This window comes from Alteromonas sp. RW2A1 (assembly GCF_001886475.1).
GTDB lineage: Bacteria > Pseudomonadota > Gammaproteobacteria > Enterobacterales > Alteromonadaceae > Alteromonas > Alteromonas hispanica.
Map to the genome: position 1 here is coordinate 3,069,930 of NZ_CP018031.1, position 16,833 is coordinate 3,086,762.

Sequence of the window (16,833 nt, forward strand, 5' to 3'; positions counted from 1 at the left end):
ATAGTAACGGGAGTATACTATGTAGCCACTGACAAAAGGGAATGATGGACACTAATAGTAAGGAATTTTCAAGCTTTGTCGGAGCGTGCATAGATGAAGTGAAGAAGCGGTTTGACGATGCTAGTAAAGCCAATCGCGTAGTGAGTTATTAATTGACGTGAAAGTTGCAGTACAGCAGTTTATTTTTATCGTCGTTGTTTTCGCCGGTTTATCGGTGAAAGCAGTGATGGCTATGCAAAATATGCCGCTTCGAAGTACGCTTGTTCAAAATAACACGTTAGAAAGTGCCCTTGGCCAGATACAACCCACACCCGCGCTATTAAACTCTCTTGAAGAGCACATCAAACAAAACGAGTCATCTGTAGAAACCACGGTTAAACAGCTTACTCAGTACTTCACTGAATATCCAAGCGACTATCACCACGCGCGATTTCTTAACTTAAAAGCCTACCGCGATATTTTAAAACAAGATTATGTATCAGCCTATCAACAGCTTTTAGATGCTCGCGAATACGCCAAGGTTGGCAATAATAAATTAGCCCTTGCCGAGTCATTTCGATTAGAAGGGTTTATTCTAGATTTCTCTGGCGAGCATGGGCGAGCACTAGATGCCTTGAATCACTCCCTTGAGCTTTATAATCAGTTGAATAGCGACCAAGTGCTTTCGGTATACAGTGCAATGGGTAATGTGTATGCCTCGCTCAACGATTTTGAAAAGTTACTGTCGTTTAGCCATCAATATCTTTCCTGGGCGCAACGATTGGAGAGTAGTGAAAATGAGGGTATTGCTTACTATTATCAGGGCTATGCGCACAAAGAATTAGGCAATTTTCAGGAAGCGAAAGTTAATTTGATGCTAGCGGATGAATTGCTGATTGATACCAATTACCCTTTCATCGGAATTGTTTACGGCTCTATGGCAGAGCTGCATATTGCACAGGGCAACATCAATGAGGCGTTAAAAAACCTCAATAAAGCCGCAGAAGCAGACCGTAAGGTTGGTTTTAAATATACAGAGGGCCCTCGCCTGCTGCAGCTGGTTGAAATTCATTTACGCCGCGGTGAAGTCGAACTTGCCATCAGCGAACTTGAGTCAGGACTTAAAAAAGAAGAAGTTAAAAATGATAAGGCGCTGTTACTTAAATTTCTTGAAAAACTCATTTCTCTACTTGAGTCTACAAACGATTATCGGTCGGCCCTGCAATATTCAAAGCAATTTCAAGATGTCTATGAGCAAAGCTTTAACGAACAGCAATCTCGATTACTTGCGCTTAATCGCGTGCGCTTGGCGATAGCAGAAAAAGAGGACAAGATACAGCTGCTTGAAAAAGACAACCAGCTAAAAGAACAGCGTAATATCAGTCAACAAAAAGCCAATACGTTTCAACTTTATTTTATAGTCGGCGTCATTTTGTCTTTAGCTTTAGTGATAAGCTTATTACTCAGAACTCGGCAACAACGTAGCGCCCTGAATGAACTAGCGAAAGAACTGCGAAAGGCAACCGACGCAAAATCTGATTTTTTAGCTCGCATGAGTCATGAAGTACGTACCCCACTCAATGCAATTATCGGGCTTACAAAACTTTCCCAGCGCTCGGCAGAAAACAAAGACCAACAGACTAACTTATTACAAATAGAAGGTGCATCGAAAACACTGTTGAGCGTAGTAAACGATATTCTCGACTTTTCAAAAATTGAAGCGGGAAAAATGGATATTGAGTCGACGCCGTTCAATATTGACGCGTTGGTTAATCAGGCAATTCGATACCACTTACCTCGGGCCAATGAAAAAAACATTGAACTCATTCAGCATATAGGCAGAGATGTTCCTCATAATCTAATTGGTGACCCGCTGCGCATACAGCAAATTTTAAATAACTTCTTAAGCAACGCGCTCAAGTTTACCGACGATGGGCTGGTATCTGTAAGTGTTGGATGTGAACTTAGGGATGACCACGTAGAGCTTGAATTTGAAATAAAAGATACTGGCATTGGATTAGACAACGAACAAAAAACCAGGCTGTTTCAACCTTTCAACCAAGGCAATGAATCCACATCTCGTCGCTATGGTGGAACCGGTTTAGGCTTAGCCATATGCCAGCAGTTGGCCTCATTAATGGGTGGAAAAACATGGGTTGAAAGCAAACTAGGCAAAGGCGCTAGCTTTTATTTTACGGTAAAGGTAAAACGCAACTCAGAAGTAACAATGGTGTCACCTTCCAAACAGCTTTCGGCCCTTAAGGTGCTAGTTGTAGATGACGTAAGCTTATCACGACGAGCAATATCAGAAACGTTATCATTGGCAAAAATTGAAGCCGAGCTTGCCACTGGAGGTGAAGAAGCCATAGCCAAGTTACGTGCCGCTACAGCAAACAATACGCCTTACGACTTACTCATTTTAGATTGGAAAATGCCCGATATCGACGGCCTTGAAGTTGTCGCTATAATGAACCAAGAGTTCTCTATTAAACCTCCTAAAATAATAATGCTTTCAGCGTTTGAGTCGCCCCAAATGCGTGAACAAGCCTCACGCCTTGGTATTGAAAGCGTTGTCAAAAAGCCTTTCGGAACCAGTGAACTAATTAATCATATTCAAGAGCTGTGTCTTGACTACCAAGCTGGTACAGAAAGGATAGATACAGATATATCTGAACTCCCCAACCTTGCCGGCAAAACCATTCTGCTAGTAGAAGATAACGCACTGAACCAAAAAGTAGCCTTAGGATTACTTAAAGATTCTGGTGCCAAAATTGAAGTGGCCAGTAATGGCATAAAAGCGATTGATATACTTCGTCGCAACAATAAGTTCGATGTGGTGCTAATGGATATTCAAATGCCGGATATGGATGGCTTAGAGACAACGAAAGTCATTCGTAATGAACTACAGCTTACCATGCCTATTATTGCTATGACGGCACATGCCATGCAACAAGACATCGATATGAGTATTGCTGCGGGTATGACGGCTCACCTAACGAAACCTGTTGAGCCTAAAAAGCTTTTTAACGTTCTGGCTACCGCGATTTCAGTTCAAGAAGTAAATACTGCAGGCCATAAAACTCAGGCGCTCGGTGTTGAAACTTTCAACGAAACGTCAATCGGCAGGCTTAACCAGATTGATAAAGCACGTGCTATGCAGTCACTACTTACCGACGAACACCTTTACAAAACGTTACTTAATGACTTTTTAGACCTGCAATCGGAGCTAGATACACTCCATCAAGCTATTAAAAACAAAGATAACACTACAATTTCAAGAATTGCACATATCTACAGTACCGCACTTAAATACATAGGCGCTTATAATTTGGCCGACTTCACTCGTGCTATTGAGCTTACCATTCAACAAAATAAGCAATCGGAAGAGTTCGTTAAGCAACTAGATTTGATGCATAGTGCGCTTTTTGAAATGAACTGTGCAGTAAAGCAAATAGTTGCTTCAAACTCGTAAGTCACTAAGGAAAACTGCCGTTCTAACAAATATGGTTGGAATCGCGAATTTGTTGTCGGCGTATTTTTATTAACTTTCATGCTGAAAGCCTTATGTATTGGCGATTTTGTGAACATCTGTTTATGCTTAACTTATGAAATTCTTTACTTTGTATTTTTAATCGATGCATACCAATATCTCTTTGGGCGAACTAGAACACCTTCTTGAGTTTGCTCCCGTTGTTCTATACAAATATGTTTTATTTCCAGAGGGCAAAGGACGCTTTTTGTATATCAGCTCTGGTAGTTCTGACGTGTTGGGAATAAAAGCTGAATGCTTTATCGAAGACATCGACAACTTTTGGAATCTTGTAAACGAAGAAGATGTTGACAGGCTATATGAAGAGGATATCAACGCTAATCAGCAAGGCAGCTTTTTTGTTTCTGACATTCGCTTCAATAACCCAGCCAAAGGCAACATTTGGATAAGGCTATCGTCTAAACCAAGTAACGAGCTCTTCGAGGGACATGAAGTTTGGACGGGTTACATGGTTGATGTAACCGATTCTAAGCTTCTTGAATCAAAACTTGAGGAACGAGCCAAAAGAGATGGCATGACACAGCTTTGGAATAAGAATGAAATAGTAAACTCATTAGGCGATGAGCTAGCTCGTTTCCAAAGGGATAATCTACCCTTTTCAGTCATGATTATGGACCTAGATTACTTTAAAGAAATAAACGATCAATATGGTCACCTTGTTGGCGATGACGTGCTAATACAGTTCACAAACATTGCCTCAGCTGAACTAAGAGAAGTGGATATATTAGGTAGATTTGGTGGCGAAGAGTTTCTCGCTATTATCCATAATGCTACAAGAGAGGATACTCTGGTAATTGCAGAGCGTATAAAACACGCCACGCAAAATAGAGTATTCAAAGACGGTGAAAATACGTTTTCAATTACCGTAAGTATTGGTATTACCGACGTTAAACAGCAAAGCCCTGACACAGTAGAGGACATAATGAAGCGTGCAGATGAAGCGCTTTATCAAGCGAAACAAAATGGGCGAAACAAGGTTCAGTACAAGTAGTCATTATACTTTTAGACATTGAACCTTGTTTCAACAATATAAATTAACGTGCCACCTAATGCGGCATCTATTGGGCGTTTAGCACTTTTTTAAGAAATTTCACTTCCTCTAGCGCATAAAACATTCTATTTTCTCGTTTGTTCCAGCCGTGACCTTCGTCGGGAATACGAATAAACGGTGCCTCTATGCCATTGTTTCTCAGTGCTTTTACCATAATTTCAGTTTCAGCTATATCGATTCGCGGGTCCATAACTCCATGAGAGTAGAGTACAGGAACATTGATATTTTGAGCTTGGCGTATAGGTGAATATTGCTGATAAAACGCCAGCCACTTCGGATCTTTAATATCGCCATACTCGATAATGTCGGAGGCCTTTAGCATAGGAGAGGCAACTTCTAATGCGGTAACCCAGTCTGCCACACCAAACAGGGAGACGCCTGCAGCAAAGTACCCCGGATAATTTGCCAAAACGGCGTTCACGGCGTAGCCACCATAACTGCCTCCGGCTACGGCAACATTTTTGCCGTCGATGATCTCTTTCTCAGATAAATATTCATGCATATCAACGAGGTCACGAACGCTATCGAGCCGCTTCTCGCGATCATCAAGCGTAACATAGGTATGACCAAACCCTGTTGAACCTCGTACATTAGGCTTAAACACTGCAATACCGTGGTTCACTAAATACTGCGTCATAGCATCGAAGTAAGGACGAGACTGCGATGTTGGGCCCCCGTGAACACGAAATAAGGCAGGCGGAGGCGTTTCTTGTTTTGACTCCGGTAGATATAACAACCCCTGAAGCATTACGCCATCACGTGCTTCGATGCGAATACTTTTAGGTTTCACTATGCTATTTTTCGGAACTCCAGCCAGCCCAGCCTCGAATAATACTTCCGCTGTGTCGCTAAAGTCCCACAAATAGAGTGACCCCGGGTCGTCAGAAGATTTTGATTCTACAAGCAGTTGCGTTGCCCCTACTCCACAATCGATACGTAAAATGCCTTCAGGTAACCCACCTGCTTTTAACATGGTACCTGATTCGACCTCTTTGACTTGAAGCTGGCTAAACCCCTCTATGTTAAGCGTATAAGCGAGGTATCGATCATCTCGGCATAGCCTTATCTGCTCAACATCATGGGGGACTTGATCTAACTTTTTAATGCCTTTGTCGATATCGTAAAAGGCTAAGTTGATATACTCCTGCTGCGCGTTAGTAGCAAAGTAAAAGCCACTGCTATCTTTTGTCCACGCAATACCAGCCCTTGTATGATTAGCACGACGCTTTGGCGCTGAAATGGTTTTAAGCGAGCGATTTTGAAGATCAAACAAATAAACAATATCAGAGTCTTCTCCCACGGACTCCTTCATGACGGCCCACTTGCCATCGGGCGAAACTGATGAAATATACAGGCCCATTCGCCCTTCATAAATCATCGTGGTCTCGCCTGTTTTGAGGTTGGTAAGATACAAGTCGAAGTCTAGTTTATTGCGCTCGGTGCTAGTAAATAAGATTGTAGTTTCGTCGACGAAGCCACCAAATACTCGGAAGCCTCCTTCAACGGCGGGCAACACTTCTTTTTCAGTAAAAGCCTCTACATTTAACAAGTAATAAGATTCTTGTTCGTTACCATTGTTATCTGATGAATATAAAATATGTGAACCGCTAGGTGCCCATGCATAATTTCTCACCCCAGAACCAAACGTTAATTGGCGCGCTTGTCCACCATCGGCAGGCTGAACCCAAAGCTGTAGCTTTCCCGTTAGCCCCGAAACATACGCAACGTATTTTCCTTTTGGGGATAGTTTGGAATTACGAACACCCTGGCTTTCAGCCAAAATGAGACGGCTTATGGTAGGGGCCATATCTCCTGCTAAACCTACAGAATACGATACGCTGGACGGCTCTATAGCCTTAATGTTTTTGTCGTAACCTTGCATGCCACCAGCTTGAGACCAAACATCAAAGCTAGCGAGACTTATTAGTAAAGCAGCAGTAGTCATTAAGGTAGCCTTAGCAACATTCAAAGGTGAAAAAATGGAATGTCTAGAAATAGAGGGTATGGGTGTAGAAGGTATAGGTGTTGAAGGTGTAGACAAAGAGGTTACAAATATAGATTTTATTGACATAGCATGGTCCTTGAACGTTAAACGCTGTTACCGCGCGTCCTTTGCTTAGATTTATTAGTTTAGGTGATATTTTTAAATAGTACACTTGAGCAATTATATGAGCATTTGAGCTTACCGCGAAAATAACGTAGTGAATAAGTATCTCGGTATTACTGCTGTTCGTTTTCAAGACTGATATACTGCTATCGCTGGTTAACCAGACACACCAATGTAAACTTCAAAGAGTACTTTTAAAAAAATGATGAATAGACAGCACCATTTAGCAGGCAATGCGTGAAAATACCTAAACGCCTACAACCTCTCGTTGATGATGGGCTCATCGATGAGGTAATAAGCCGCTTAATGAGTGGTAAGGAAGCCGATGTTTTTATTGTTCGCTGTGGCGAGCACGTTCGTTGCGCAAAAGTTTATAAAGATGCCGTGAAGCGAAGCTTTAAAAAAGCCGCACAATATCAAGAGGGCAGAAAAGTGCGCGGCGGACGCCAAGCCCGAGCAATGGGCAAGCGCTCTAGCTATGGGCGGCAGCTAGAAGAGGAGATTTGGCAAACCGCAGAGGTTGATGCCCTATCACGTTTAAATGAAGCAGGCGTGCGTGTACCCGATACCTATTGCTGTGTTGATGGTGTGCTACTTATGGAGCTTGTGTCAGATGAGAATGGCGACGTAGCTCCACAACTAGGCCACGTTTCTATGAGTAAGGAAGAAGCCTTAAAACAGCACAAAGAAATGATGCATAACATCATGCTTATGCTGTGTGCAGGTATTATTCATGGAGACCTCTCAGAGTTTAACGTGTTAGTTGACGACAAGGGACCTGTAATTATCGACTTGCCGCAGGCCGTTAATGCAGCAGCCAACAATAGCGCGGAAGCCATGTTCGCCCGTGACGTAAACAACATGCGTCGCTATTACGGTGAATTTGCCCCTGAGTTATTACACACTAACTATGCCAAAGAAATGTGGGCGCTGTTTGAAGAAGGTAATTTAACGCCTAACTCAGTTCTCACTGGTGAATTTGAAGATGACGAAGAATCTGCCGACGTGAATGCAATTCTTGATGAAATTCAGGCGGCCGAAGATGAAGAAAAAGAACGCCTGGCGCGTATTAACTTTTCGGATGATGCTGAGTAGAAAATATGCACAACCAGCTTAAAAAAAAGCTGGCAGTTGCTATTCGTTTAACCACTCACTCAGACTCAGGCGTAGCTTCAATGACCTTTAGTATTTCACTATTGCCACTGAGCTTAGCAATGTCTATCAGATAGCCTTTTTCTAACGGCTTGATGGATTTACCGTCCAATCTTGCTTTAACCTCATCAACATCGCCATTAGCAATTGAGGTTTTAACCGCGGCGAAATTGCCTATGGTCTGGTCGTCTTGATTACTATCTTGTGTGTCAGAAGTCATATATTGTCCTTAATAGATTTTTTGAATTTCGATGTTTGTTTATGGTGGATTATTGGGGTTGAGTTTCGAAATAAATAGAAACGAGTAACGCACCCATGACCTATTCATTTAAAGCCACTTATACATCACCAAGGCATCAACATAGCTTTTAGTTGGGTGGTTGAATGCGTTGGGCAAACGGCCAACAATGTCGTATCCAAGTTTTTGCCATAAACGAACGGCGCCCTCATTGGTAGAGGCTACAAAGTTAAACTGCATTGCTTTATAGCCTAATTCTTTCGCTACTTTTTGAGAGTGTTCACACATAGCCGTCGCCAAGCCTTTTCCCCGTGCTGATTCAGCTACCATATATCCACAGTTGCAAACATGCTGCCCCGGCCCAGCTTGGTTTGTTTTGAGGTAGTAGGTTCCTAACATCTCTCCATTATTTTCAAACAGAAAAGTTTTAAGAGGCGTTTTCACCCAAATGTTAAGTGCCTCTTCTTTAGTGGTATCTGTGCGAAACGCATAGGTTTCACCCGCTTTGGCAACTTCATGAAAAATTGGCCAAATGAGGTCAAAATCTTGAATAGAAGCTTCTCTAATTTCCATTTTCAACTACTAGGTATTTTAAGGTTCGACTGCTTTCAGATAGTGCCTAAAAGCAGCCGAATATTCTACAAAAAACCTTGGAAATAAAATGACTATCGAAACAATAAATACAGGCTAATTGCTGTGCTGTAGCTTAATTAAGCGACCGCCCTCTTTATCTTCAAGCACATAAATATTGCCCATATTGTCCTGCTCTACTTCGCGTACACGCTTTCCCCATTCATATCTTTCGGCTTCCTCAACGTTCCATTTACCCTCTTCATCTTTGTCGATGGCAACACGGACTAACGCTTTAGACGACAACCCGCCAATGAAGCCATTTCCCGTCCAGTCGCCAAATTTATCACCTTTATAAATAATAAAGCCGGCAGGGCTTATGGCAGGCACCCAGGCTTTTTCAGGCGACTTAAAGATGGGAATGTCTTCGTGATTAGGTATTTTTACACCAGAGTAATGATCGCCCTGAGATACGGTGGGATAGCCGTAGTTACGCCCTCTTTCAATAATGTTCAATTCATCGCCATGGCGAGGCCCCATCTCGTGCGCCCACAAGTTCCCCTCTGCATCAAAGTCTATACCCAGCGGGTTGCGATGCCCTAACGTCCAGATTTGCTCTGTAACACTGCCGTTACCATAAAAAGGATTATCCTCTGGCACACTACCGTCGTCATTTAAACGTACGATTTTACCTAGGTTCATAGCCATATTTTGGGCAGGAGTAAATTTTTGTCTTTCCCCAGAGCTAATGAATAAGTACCCATCGGGCGAGATTGCCATACGATGGGAGTAGTGTCCGTTGCCAGTAACTTTAGGAGATTGGCGCCAAATAAGCTCTCTGTTCGATAGGCTAGCGCCTTTATCAGTAATAGTGAGCGTGGCGCGCTCTATAACGGCACCACTGAATTTGTCATCTTTAGGGTCGCGCTCTACGTAAGAGACATAGATTGTGCTGTTAGTAGCGAATTCAGGATGAATAATAACGTCGCCAAGACCGCCCTGCCCTCGCGCAGTTACGCTTGGAACATTACTGACAGAAAAGCGTTTTTGCTGATTTTTATCCAGCAGCCACATTGTACCTGGCTTTTCTGTTACCAAGCTGTGACCGTCTGGCAAAAACGTCATTGCCCAAGGATTATCGAATGACGAAAGCACCTCACCCACAAGTGCTTTACCTTCGCTGCCGCTGATTTCAACTTGTTCAGTTGACTGCGCCAAGGCGGCAAATGATGTAGCCAGCAGCGTTGCTAAAAGTGCTACTTTTTGTTTAATGCGTTTTTGAGGCTTCAATTTTATAAGCATGTAATTTCCCTACTCTGTATACGCTCGCGTAATACTTGTCACATCGCAATGAGTCGTCACATCGCAATGACCTTTCTTATCACAATACGCATCGCAATTGATTATTAACTGCCATTAATACGCACCATAATTCAGTAAGTTCAAATAGGCTTTGTTGTCATTATCATTTCCTTGTACTTCCTAAAGTTATTACCTCCTTGTGTTAAAAACCAACGTTGCAAGGTTAAGCCGATAAACGGAGACAAAGAACTTTCTTACATTGACCGCTACTCCACGTACAATAGCGATAACTTTCTTGTTTTGTGTGAACCCCTTTTATGCCATTTAGCGACCTAGGCTTGTGTACTGAACTTTTAAATACCATTACTGATAAGGGCTATGTTGAACCCTCGTCCATTCAAAGCAAGGCTATTCCTGTGGTTTTAAGTCAAAGAGATCTAATCGCCATAGCGCAAACAGGAACCGGAAAAACCGCTAGTTTTTCTCTGCCAATACTGCAGCGTTTAGTAGATATGCAACGTGCAGACGCACATTGTGTTAAAGCTTTAATCATAGCGCCAACGCGAGAGTTGGCAGCACAAGTTGCAGCTAATGTTGCTACCTATGGTCGAAATATGAATATTCGCTCTACGGCAGTATTTGGAGGGGTGCGTATAGAGCCACAGAAATACGAGCTTGAGCAAGGTGTAGACATTCTTATCGCCACACCAGGGCGTTTAGTAGATTTGTACCAGCAAGGTGCAATTAACTTCGATCATGTCGAAATTTTAGTACTCGACGAAGCTGACAGAATGTTAGATTTAGGGTTTATCGACCATATTCACAGCATACAAAACCTGCTGCCCAAAAAGCGTCAAACTTTGCTATTTTCTGCAACCTTTTCAAAGGAAATAAAAGCACTCGCGGCCACTATGGTGAAGACCCCTATTACCATTGAGTTGACCACGGCACGTGATCACATTGAGAATATCACTCAAGTGCTGCACCCAGTGGATAAAGAACGAAAGCATGAGCTTCTTATACACCTTTTAAACAACAATGATTGGTCTCAAATACTGGTATTTACGCGTACTAAGCGCGGTGCTGACGAATTAAGAAACGAGCTAGAGGCTTTAGGTATTGCAGCTGAATCTATTCATGCTAACAGAACACAACAAGCACGAACGCTTGCGTTAGATGGCTTTAGAAATGGCAGCCTGAAAGTATTGATTGGAACTGACCTTGCCGCACGGGGCATTGATATTCAACAGTTGCCTTGCGTTATAAATATAGATTTACCGTATGTACCTGAAGACTACATTCACAGAATTGGGCGTACGGGCAGAGCATCGTCTTCAGGGCTGGCTATATCACTCTATAGCGACGACGAGGCCAAGCAGTTAAGAGCCATTGAGCGCATGCTTGGCCGTCAGTTTAAAAAGACATTTATCTCGGAATTTACACCCAAACCTAAACCACCAGAGATTAAAAAAGACCAAAAAACAGACGACCTTTACGGTAATTTTGAAGCCTTCGACAAGCCCAAAGGCAAGGGAAAATCGAAAGGACGCAGAAAACGCAGATAAGTAGTAAATACAAATAAGTGGCAAACGTAAGGTAAGTTGCTGCAAATTCTTACCAAAAAAAAATACATCGGAAGTTGTTGAACGTTTCACCTCTGTTAGCAATACTACAAGCTAATCACCATTCAGCACTAGGGATAGCTATGAATAATATTACCCGCTATGGCACTACTCTCGTCACTACGGTTTTGCTCTTTGCCTGTAACAGCGATTCAAACAACATACTGGAAGACCTAAATGCAAACCGCGCAAAATGGGAAAGCGCGAATATCGACAACTATCAATTTGAATACAGTATTTCGTGTTTTTGTTTAGACGACGCAACTCGTCCCCGCTTGGTGGTTGTGAACGCAGACCAAGTGGAATCGCAAACCATCATAGAGAGCAATATCGCCCTACCGCAAGATACGTTTACTTCAGAGACCATTGATGGCTTATTCGAACGCATCGCCTTAGAAGAAAGCCGCGCCGAATCGCTTAATGTTGAATACCACCCTGAGCTCGGTCACCCCACATTTATACAGGTAGACGGTAACGCTCAGACCGCAGATGATGAATACACAATTACAGTAAGTAACGTGGTTTCAGCTGACGACATTGCCTGCACGACATCCATAGAGAGTGGTTTAATAGTATCTATCACCGATGCGTCTACAGAAGCGCCAATTGCATGCGACACCACTGTTACTGCAACCGATGAAAATTTCACTGAAACAGCGACTGGAGCGTGTGACAGAAACGAATTAATAACCATGTTAGATGAACGCCCTGGTTTTTATTCAATCACTGTTGAAAAAGACGGTTATCAAACATTTCAGGTAGACGACTATGGCATTGGCAAAGACTTATGCCATGTTCTACCACGAGAGCTTGAGGTGGAATTAATTTCAGAATAAGTCAACGCTCAAAAAACGCATCGATAAAATCGGCTAGAGATTCTTCTAGCCCTTCTTCAAAAGTATCAATATCGATGTCAAAGCGGTCCATATATTTTGCAGCATTTTCTCGAGACACTACGCTGTTTTTTATCTGAAATTCTAACTCTGGTAACGACTTGTCGTAACGAGGTTTGATAGACCAGCGTAAACAGTGGCCGTGGTGATTTTTTAGCTTTTGTTTCGCAAAGATACAAAACTCTTCCACGTAGTCTGCGCCTTGCGGCCCCAAACAGCCTGGCTCAATGCGAAACATTACCAGCAGCTTTTTGTAAATCGGGAGTTTAGTTTCCATTTGAGCCTAGCAGCGATTAAAGATTTCAGTATGGGTAAATTGTACTTACATTGCCAGTATAGAATATACTCTTCGCTTACTTATGCATGCATAGCTTTACCATTTTAAACACGCCAACTCCTAGTGCCTCTTACAGCTTTTATACCGCCTCTTGCACTCTCTTTTGCACCACCTTTTGCACCACTTTTTGTAGTGTAAACACACTCATATCCCCCAATTTATGAACTAATCGTAGGCAAAGCGAGAAGCAAGCGAAACAGCTCCTGCCTACCTTATTGAGCAGAACGACGGTAGCAAGGTGCTAAAATCCCACAGTGGGCTTACGAAAACGGATTAGTGATATTTCAATGAAACCTACGTGGTCTCAACTACATGACTGGCCGCTCGAGTTGTCTAATACACTTAACCACAATTCGTTCCTGAAAAAATGCTAGGGCGCGATAAATTAGACTATCGCCTAACCGCGGAAGCTAAATGAGCTCGGAATTGTAAAGGCATGCTTGGAAAAACAGACCATCTAATGCATTGTTCAAATGGAGCATGCAATTTATCAATAGGGTTACTGTAATCCTTCCAAAAAACCACCAGCCGATGTTACCAGTAGATGTGGCGTCGTGTTTGATACAAAAAGAAAAGTAAAGAATGGAAGAATAAATGAGCTTCTCGGTGTTTCTAGCAGGTTTTTCACTTGGTATTTCTCTGATACTTGCCATTGGTGCGCAAAATGCGTTTGTACTCAAACAAGGTTTAAAGCAACAGCATGTCTTTCTTGTTTGTTTAATTTGTGCTTTATCAGACGCTATTTTGATCACTCTTGGTGTGGCAGGTTTTGGGGTGGTAGTGCAGAAGTATCCATTTATCGAACAACTGGCGCGTTATTTAGGCGCAGCATTTTTGTTTTTTTACAGCGCACTTAGTTTTAAATCGGCTTTAACGACAGACCACGCTTTGCAGGCACAGGGAAAAGAAGTAGGAAGTCTTTTAGCGGCCACACTAACATGCCTTGCTTTTACATGGCTTAATCCTCACGTGTACCTAGACACCATCATTTTACTAGGCTCAATATCCACTCAATATGAAGGGCAGCAAGTTGCATTTGGTTTGGGCGCAATTTTCGGCTCGTTTGTTTTTTTCTTTTCACTCGGATACGGCGCGAAATTATTAATTCCTGTTTTCAAAAAACCAAAAGCGTGGAAGGTACTCGAATTTATAATAGGGTTTGTTATGGCCGCGCTTGGGGTGAGTTTGCTCGTGTAGGTTAACCAAAAGTCTGCTGCTTAACATGCCTGTCTTGTTTAGTTCCGCGCAGGAAATGTTAACCAATAATATGCCAACCGATGAAGCACCTAATGTTGGCATCGGCTTTTCTCTCAACAAGGATGACAACGGGGAGATTCTGGGCTTTGGTCACAGTGGCGCAGATGCTGGCTTTATGTCGCAACTATAGCTTGAGCTAGATGTAGGCAACCGCTACGCCCCGTTATTGGAAATTTTACTCTTTCAATCACTGAAACCCTTTAATGAGGTAGAGTTTAAACTCGACCGTAAACGTAAAACTATTTAAACCAGCTTCTTTTTTAAAATCATCGAATTCGATGACAGAAAAATAAGGGTTAAAGCCTAAAAACGATAAATCATTAAAACCTATAAACTAAAAGACATTAAAACCTATAAATGATATAACAACAAAATCTATAAATAAAGATTAATAACTGGTCAGTAGCACGAATAATAGTGGGAGCGAATATGAATGTTTCATCACAAAAGCTAGCAGATTCGCTTGAGCAATTACAATTACTTCAAGAGTCAGGGACTGTTGCCATCCAGTCTAAGCAACTCAGCAGAGTGCATCGAGAGCGGCTGTTGAAGCATGGGTTTATTCGCGAAGTCATCCGGGGCTGGTACATACCGGCGATGCCAGATGAAAAGCCGGGTGACAGTACATCTTGGTATACTTCTTTCTGGGGCTTTTGCGGCGCTTATTTGTCACAGCGATTCGACAATGTCTGGTGTCTATCACCTGAACAATCAATTAGCCTGCATATCGGCGATAGAACCGTGCCTCAGCAATTACTCGTGCGCTCGCCTAAAGGCAATAATAAACCCACCGCCTTTTTGCACAACACCTCGGTTTTTGATGTTCGATTGAACATGCCTGCCGCAGAATACATTGAAAACTTGGAAGGGCTAAATGTCTATAGCTTAGCGGCTGCACTTGTTTACTCTTCGGCGAACCAGTTTCAAAATGCGCCCATCCAAATGCGTACTGCCTTATCGATGGTGACAGATGCATCCGACGTATTGTCCGTTTTACTCGCAGGTAATCACAGTGTGATTGCCGGCCGATTAGTGGGGGCTTTTAGAAATATTGGCCGAGATTTGATTGCTGACAATATCTTAAAGGGCATGCAAGCGGCCGATTTGAAAGTGCAAGAAGAAGATCCTTTCGTAGAGAAAGTGCAGGTGAGTTTTGGTCGTCGTGATGTCTCGCCCTATGTTAATCGCATGCGGTTAATGTGGGCGCAAATGCGTGAAAGTATTATCGCCCACTTTCCAGAACAGCCACACCAAACCATTGACATCGAAACCTACATGGCTGAAGTGGAAGACAAGTACGTTACAGACGCTTATCACTCACTGTCCATTGAAGGTTATCGGGTGACTCGTGAGTTGATTGAACTAGTTCGCTCTGGCAGCTGGCAAGCTGAAGGTTCAGACGAGAGTAAAAGGCATTTAGATGCTATGGCCGCTAAAGGCTACTGGAATGCATTTCAGGAAGTTAAAAAAGCCGTGTTAGCGGTGTTAGAAGGTAGAAACGCTGGCGATGTATTGGAACAGACACACAGCGATTGGTATCTGGCTTTATTTGGCCCAAGTGTGGCTGCTGGTATTATTAAGCAGTCGGACTTGGCTGGTTACCGGACAGGACCAGTCTATATTCGTCAATCTATGCATACTCCACCAAGTAGAGAAGCGGTTCGCGATATGATGCCAACACTCTTCGACCTGCTCGCAGAAGAGGAAAATGCAGCCGTGAGAGTGGTACTGGGGCATTTCATTTTCGTCTACATCCATCCTTATTTTGATGGTAACGGTAGAATGGGAAGATTCATCATGAATCTAATGATGGCATCGGGTGGCTACCCTTGGACAATTGTGCCGGTTACGAGGCGAGATGAATATATGAAAGCGTTGGAAGCTGCCAGCGTCAAACAAGATATTGTGCCTTTTACAAAATTCTTGGCATCGTTGATTTAATCAGTCGCAGTATAGTGAAAGTGGACAATCTTTAGACCTTAGTGCACACAATTGTAAAACAATTAAGTGTCTAAAGAAGCCTGGTCGATTCACCATGCCGGTTCATCCCCGTGGGCACGGGGAACACTCGTAGGTGGACGTTTCAGAAGAAAAGACTGACGGTTCATCCCCGTGGGCACGGGGAACACACCTGAGGTTTGCCAGGGTTCTCTTTTATCAGCGGTTCATCCCCGTGGGCACGGGGAACACGCCAGCATCACCGTGGACCACTATGAAAGGGGGCGGTTCATCCCCGTGGGCACGGGGAACACCGGTCATCGCATTTAATTGGCTGTTTAAGTTGCGGTTCATCCCCGTGGGCACGGGGAACACGCCGGCCTCCGCCGTTTGTGTCGCTATTAGTCCGGTTCATCCCCGTGGGCACGGGGAACACTTTGTCCAAAACGTCTGCGGTTTTACGTAATTCGGTTCATCCCCGTGGGCACGGGGAACACTTCATGACCGCATTCGCAACACTCAGTTTCACCGGTTCATCCCCGTGGGCACGGGGAACACCATAATGCAAGCCAGTGCAAAATGTCATCCGTCGGTTCATCCCCGTGGGCACGGGGAACACAACATTGTGGAGTGTTAGATGAGCTATAAAGACGGTTCATCCCCGTGGGCACGGGGAACACTGGGTTTCTATCTATATTCACGCCGCACTCTCCGGTTCATCCCCGTGGGCACGGGGAACACGTCTGAGCGAGTCAGGACGAACAAATCTAGTGCGGTTCATCCCCGTGGGCACGGGGAACACTGCAGCGCTGTACCAAAATCAGCCGTTGCAACCGG

General features: G+C 43.4%; 14 protein-coding genes and 1 CRISPR repeat array (1 of these 15 cut by a window edge). Of the genes, 9 read left to right on the forward strand and 5 right to left on the reverse strand.

Annotated features, from left to right (window positions below; translation table 11 throughout):
• Nucleotides 1-157: 157 nt before the first annotated feature.
• Both BM528_RS13705 and BM528_RS13710 read left to right on the forward strand, forming a co-directional pair.
• Complete coding sequence (locus BM528_RS13705) at nt 158-3,451, forward strand: response regulator (RefSeq protein ID WP_232230495.1); 3,294 nt, start codon at nt 158-160, stop codon at nt 3,449-3,451.
• 163 nt (nt 3,452-3,614) lie between these two features.
• Nucleotides 3,615-4,520, forward strand: a complete 906-nt coding sequence (locus BM528_RS13710; protein WP_071980292.1) for a sensor domain-containing diguanylate cyclase — start codon at nt 3,615-3,617, stop codon at nt 4,518-4,520.
• Nucleotides 4,521-4,587: 67 nt separating this feature from the next.
• Here the strand turns inward: BM528_RS13710 and BM528_RS13715 are convergent, their stop codons facing one another.
• A complete protein-coding gene (locus BM528_RS13715; protein WP_071980293.1) occupies nt 4,588-6,525 on the reverse strand; it encodes an alpha/beta hydrolase family protein in 1,938 nt (645 codons plus the stop codon).
• Between the two features lie 34 nt (nt 6,526-6,559).
• Between BM528_RS13715 and BM528_RS18675 the strand changes: the two genes are divergently transcribed.
• Nucleotides 6,560-6,700 carry a hypothetical protein gene (locus tag BM528_RS18675; protein ID WP_198033565.1) on the forward strand — a complete coding sequence of 47 codons (141 nt, stop codon included), beginning with the start codon at nt 6,560-6,562 and terminating at the stop codon, nt 6,698-6,700.
• Nucleotides 6,701-6,924: 224 nt separating this feature from the next.
• The gene (locus BM528_RS13720) at nt 6,925-7,782 is read left to right on the forward strand and encodes a PA4780 family RIO1-like protein kinase (protein ID WP_071980294.1); all 858 of its coding nucleotides are present in this window, start codon (nt 6,925-6,927) and stop codon (nt 7,780-7,782) included.
• A gap of 55 nt (nt 7,783-7,837) precedes the next feature.
• On the opposite strand, the gene BM528_RS13725 is transcribed toward BM528_RS13720, so the two are convergent.
• The 3 genes from BM528_RS13725 to BM528_RS13735 all read right to left on the reverse strand — a co-directional run bounded on the left by BM528_RS13725 (nt 7,838) and on the right by BM528_RS13735 (nt 9,949).
• Nucleotides 7,838-8,059, reverse strand: coding sequence for a hypothetical protein (locus tag BM528_RS13725; RefSeq protein WP_071980295.1), 222 nt, complete (start codon nt 8,057-8,059; stop codon nt 7,838-7,840).
• Between the two features lie 108 nt (nt 8,060-8,167).
• Entirely contained in the window at nt 8,168-8,650 is a 483-nt protein-coding gene (locus tag BM528_RS13730) for a GNAT family N-acetyltransferase (RefSeq protein WP_071980296.1), read from the reverse strand.
• A gap of 114 nt (nt 8,651-8,764) precedes the next feature.
• Complete coding sequence (locus BM528_RS13735) at nt 8,765-9,949, reverse strand: PQQ-dependent sugar dehydrogenase (RefSeq protein ID WP_071980297.1); 1,185 nt, start codon at nt 9,947-9,949, stop codon at nt 8,765-8,767.
• Between the two features lie 317 nt (nt 9,950-10,266).
• Here BM528_RS13735 and BM528_RS13740 point away from each other — a divergent pair, with 317 nt between their 5' ends.
• Together BM528_RS13740 and BM528_RS13745 are read left to right on the forward strand one after the other, a co-directional pair.
• Complete coding sequence (locus BM528_RS13740; protein WP_071980298.1) at nt 10,267-11,514, forward strand: DEAD/DEAH box helicase; 1,248 nt, start codon at nt 10,267-10,269, stop codon at nt 11,512-11,514.
• A gap of 140 nt (nt 11,515-11,654) precedes the next feature.
• Entirely contained in the window at nt 11,655-12,407 is a 753-nt protein-coding gene (locus BM528_RS13745) for a DUF6174 domain-containing protein (RefSeq protein WP_071980299.1), read from the forward strand.
• A 1-nt stretch (nt 12,408) separates the two neighbouring features.
• On the opposite strand, the gene BM528_RS13750 is transcribed toward BM528_RS13745, so the two are convergent.
• Entirely contained in the window at nt 12,409-12,741 is a 333-nt protein-coding gene (locus tag BM528_RS13750; RefSeq protein ID WP_071980300.1) for a hypothetical protein, read from the reverse strand.
• A gap of 654 nt (nt 12,742-13,395) precedes the next feature.
• Between BM528_RS13750 and BM528_RS13755 the strand changes: the two genes are divergently transcribed.
• The 3 genes from BM528_RS13755 to BM528_RS13760 all read left to right on the forward strand — a co-directional run bounded on the left by BM528_RS13755 (nt 13,396) and on the right by BM528_RS13760 (nt 15,999).
• Nucleotides 13,396-13,998 carry a LysE/ArgO family amino acid transporter gene (locus BM528_RS13755; protein WP_071980301.1) on the forward strand — a complete coding sequence of 201 codons (603 nt, stop codon included), beginning with the start codon at nt 13,396-13,398 and terminating at the stop codon, nt 13,996-13,998.
• A gap of 55 nt (nt 13,999-14,053) precedes the next feature.
• Nucleotides 14,054-14,188 carry a hypothetical protein gene (locus BM528_RS18975; protein ID WP_269529654.1) on the forward strand — a complete coding sequence of 45 codons (135 nt, stop codon included), beginning with the start codon at nt 14,054-14,056 and terminating at the stop codon, nt 14,186-14,188.
• A gap of 299 nt (nt 14,189-14,487) precedes the next feature.
• Nucleotides 14,488-15,999, forward strand: a complete 1,512-nt coding sequence (locus BM528_RS13760) for a Fic family protein (protein ID WP_071980302.1) — start codon at nt 14,488-14,490, stop codon at nt 15,997-15,999.
• Nucleotides 16,000-16,097: 98 nt separating this feature from the next.
• Nucleotides 16,098-16,833: direct repeats of the CRISPR family, unit length 29 nt; unit sequence CGGTTCATCCCCGTGGGCACGGGGAACAC (it continues 697 nt past the right edge of the window).

Coding starts and splice junctions, on each gene's coding strand:
- BM528_RS13760 (WP_071980302.1), top strand. CDS start 14,488: ATGAATGTTTCATCACAAAAGCTAGCAGATTCGCTTGAGCAATTACAA.
- BM528_RS13750 (WP_071980300.1), bottom strand. CDS start 12,741: ATGGAAACTAAACTCCCGATTTACAAAAAGCTGCTGGTAATGTTTCGC.
- BM528_RS13755 (WP_071980301.1), top strand. CDS start 13,396: ATGAGCTTCTCGGTGTTTCTAGCAGGTTTTTCACTTGGTATTTCTCTG.
- BM528_RS18975 (WP_269529654.1), top strand. CDS start 14,054: ATGTTAACCAATAATATGCCAACCGATGAAGCACCTAATGTTGGCATC.
- BM528_RS13710 (WP_071980292.1), top strand. CDS start 3,615: ATGCATACCAATATCTCTTTGGGCGAACTAGAACACCTTCTTGAGTTT.
- BM528_RS13745 (WP_071980299.1), top strand. CDS start 11,655: ATGAATAATATTACCCGCTATGGCACTACTCTCGTCACTACGGTTTTG.
- BM528_RS13740 (WP_071980298.1), top strand. CDS start 10,267: ATGCCATTTAGCGACCTAGGCTTGTGTACTGAACTTTTAAATACCATT.
- BM528_RS13715 (WP_071980293.1), bottom strand. CDS start 6,525: ATGACTACTGCTGCTTTACTAATAAGTCTCGCTAGCTTTGATGTTTGG.
- BM528_RS13730 (WP_071980296.1), bottom strand. CDS start 8,650: ATGGAAATTAGAGAAGCTTCTATTCAAGATTTTGACCTCATTTGGCCA.
- BM528_RS13725 (WP_071980295.1), bottom strand. CDS start 8,059: ATGACTTCTGACACACAAGATAGTAATCAAGACGACCAGACCATAGGC.
- BM528_RS13735 (WP_071980297.1), bottom strand. CDS start 9,949: ATGCTTATAAAATTGAAGCCTCAAAAACGCATTAAACAAAAAGTAGCA.
- BM528_RS18675 (WP_198033565.1), top strand. CDS start 6,560: ATGGAATGTCTAGAAATAGAGGGTATGGGTGTAGAAGGTATAGGTGTT.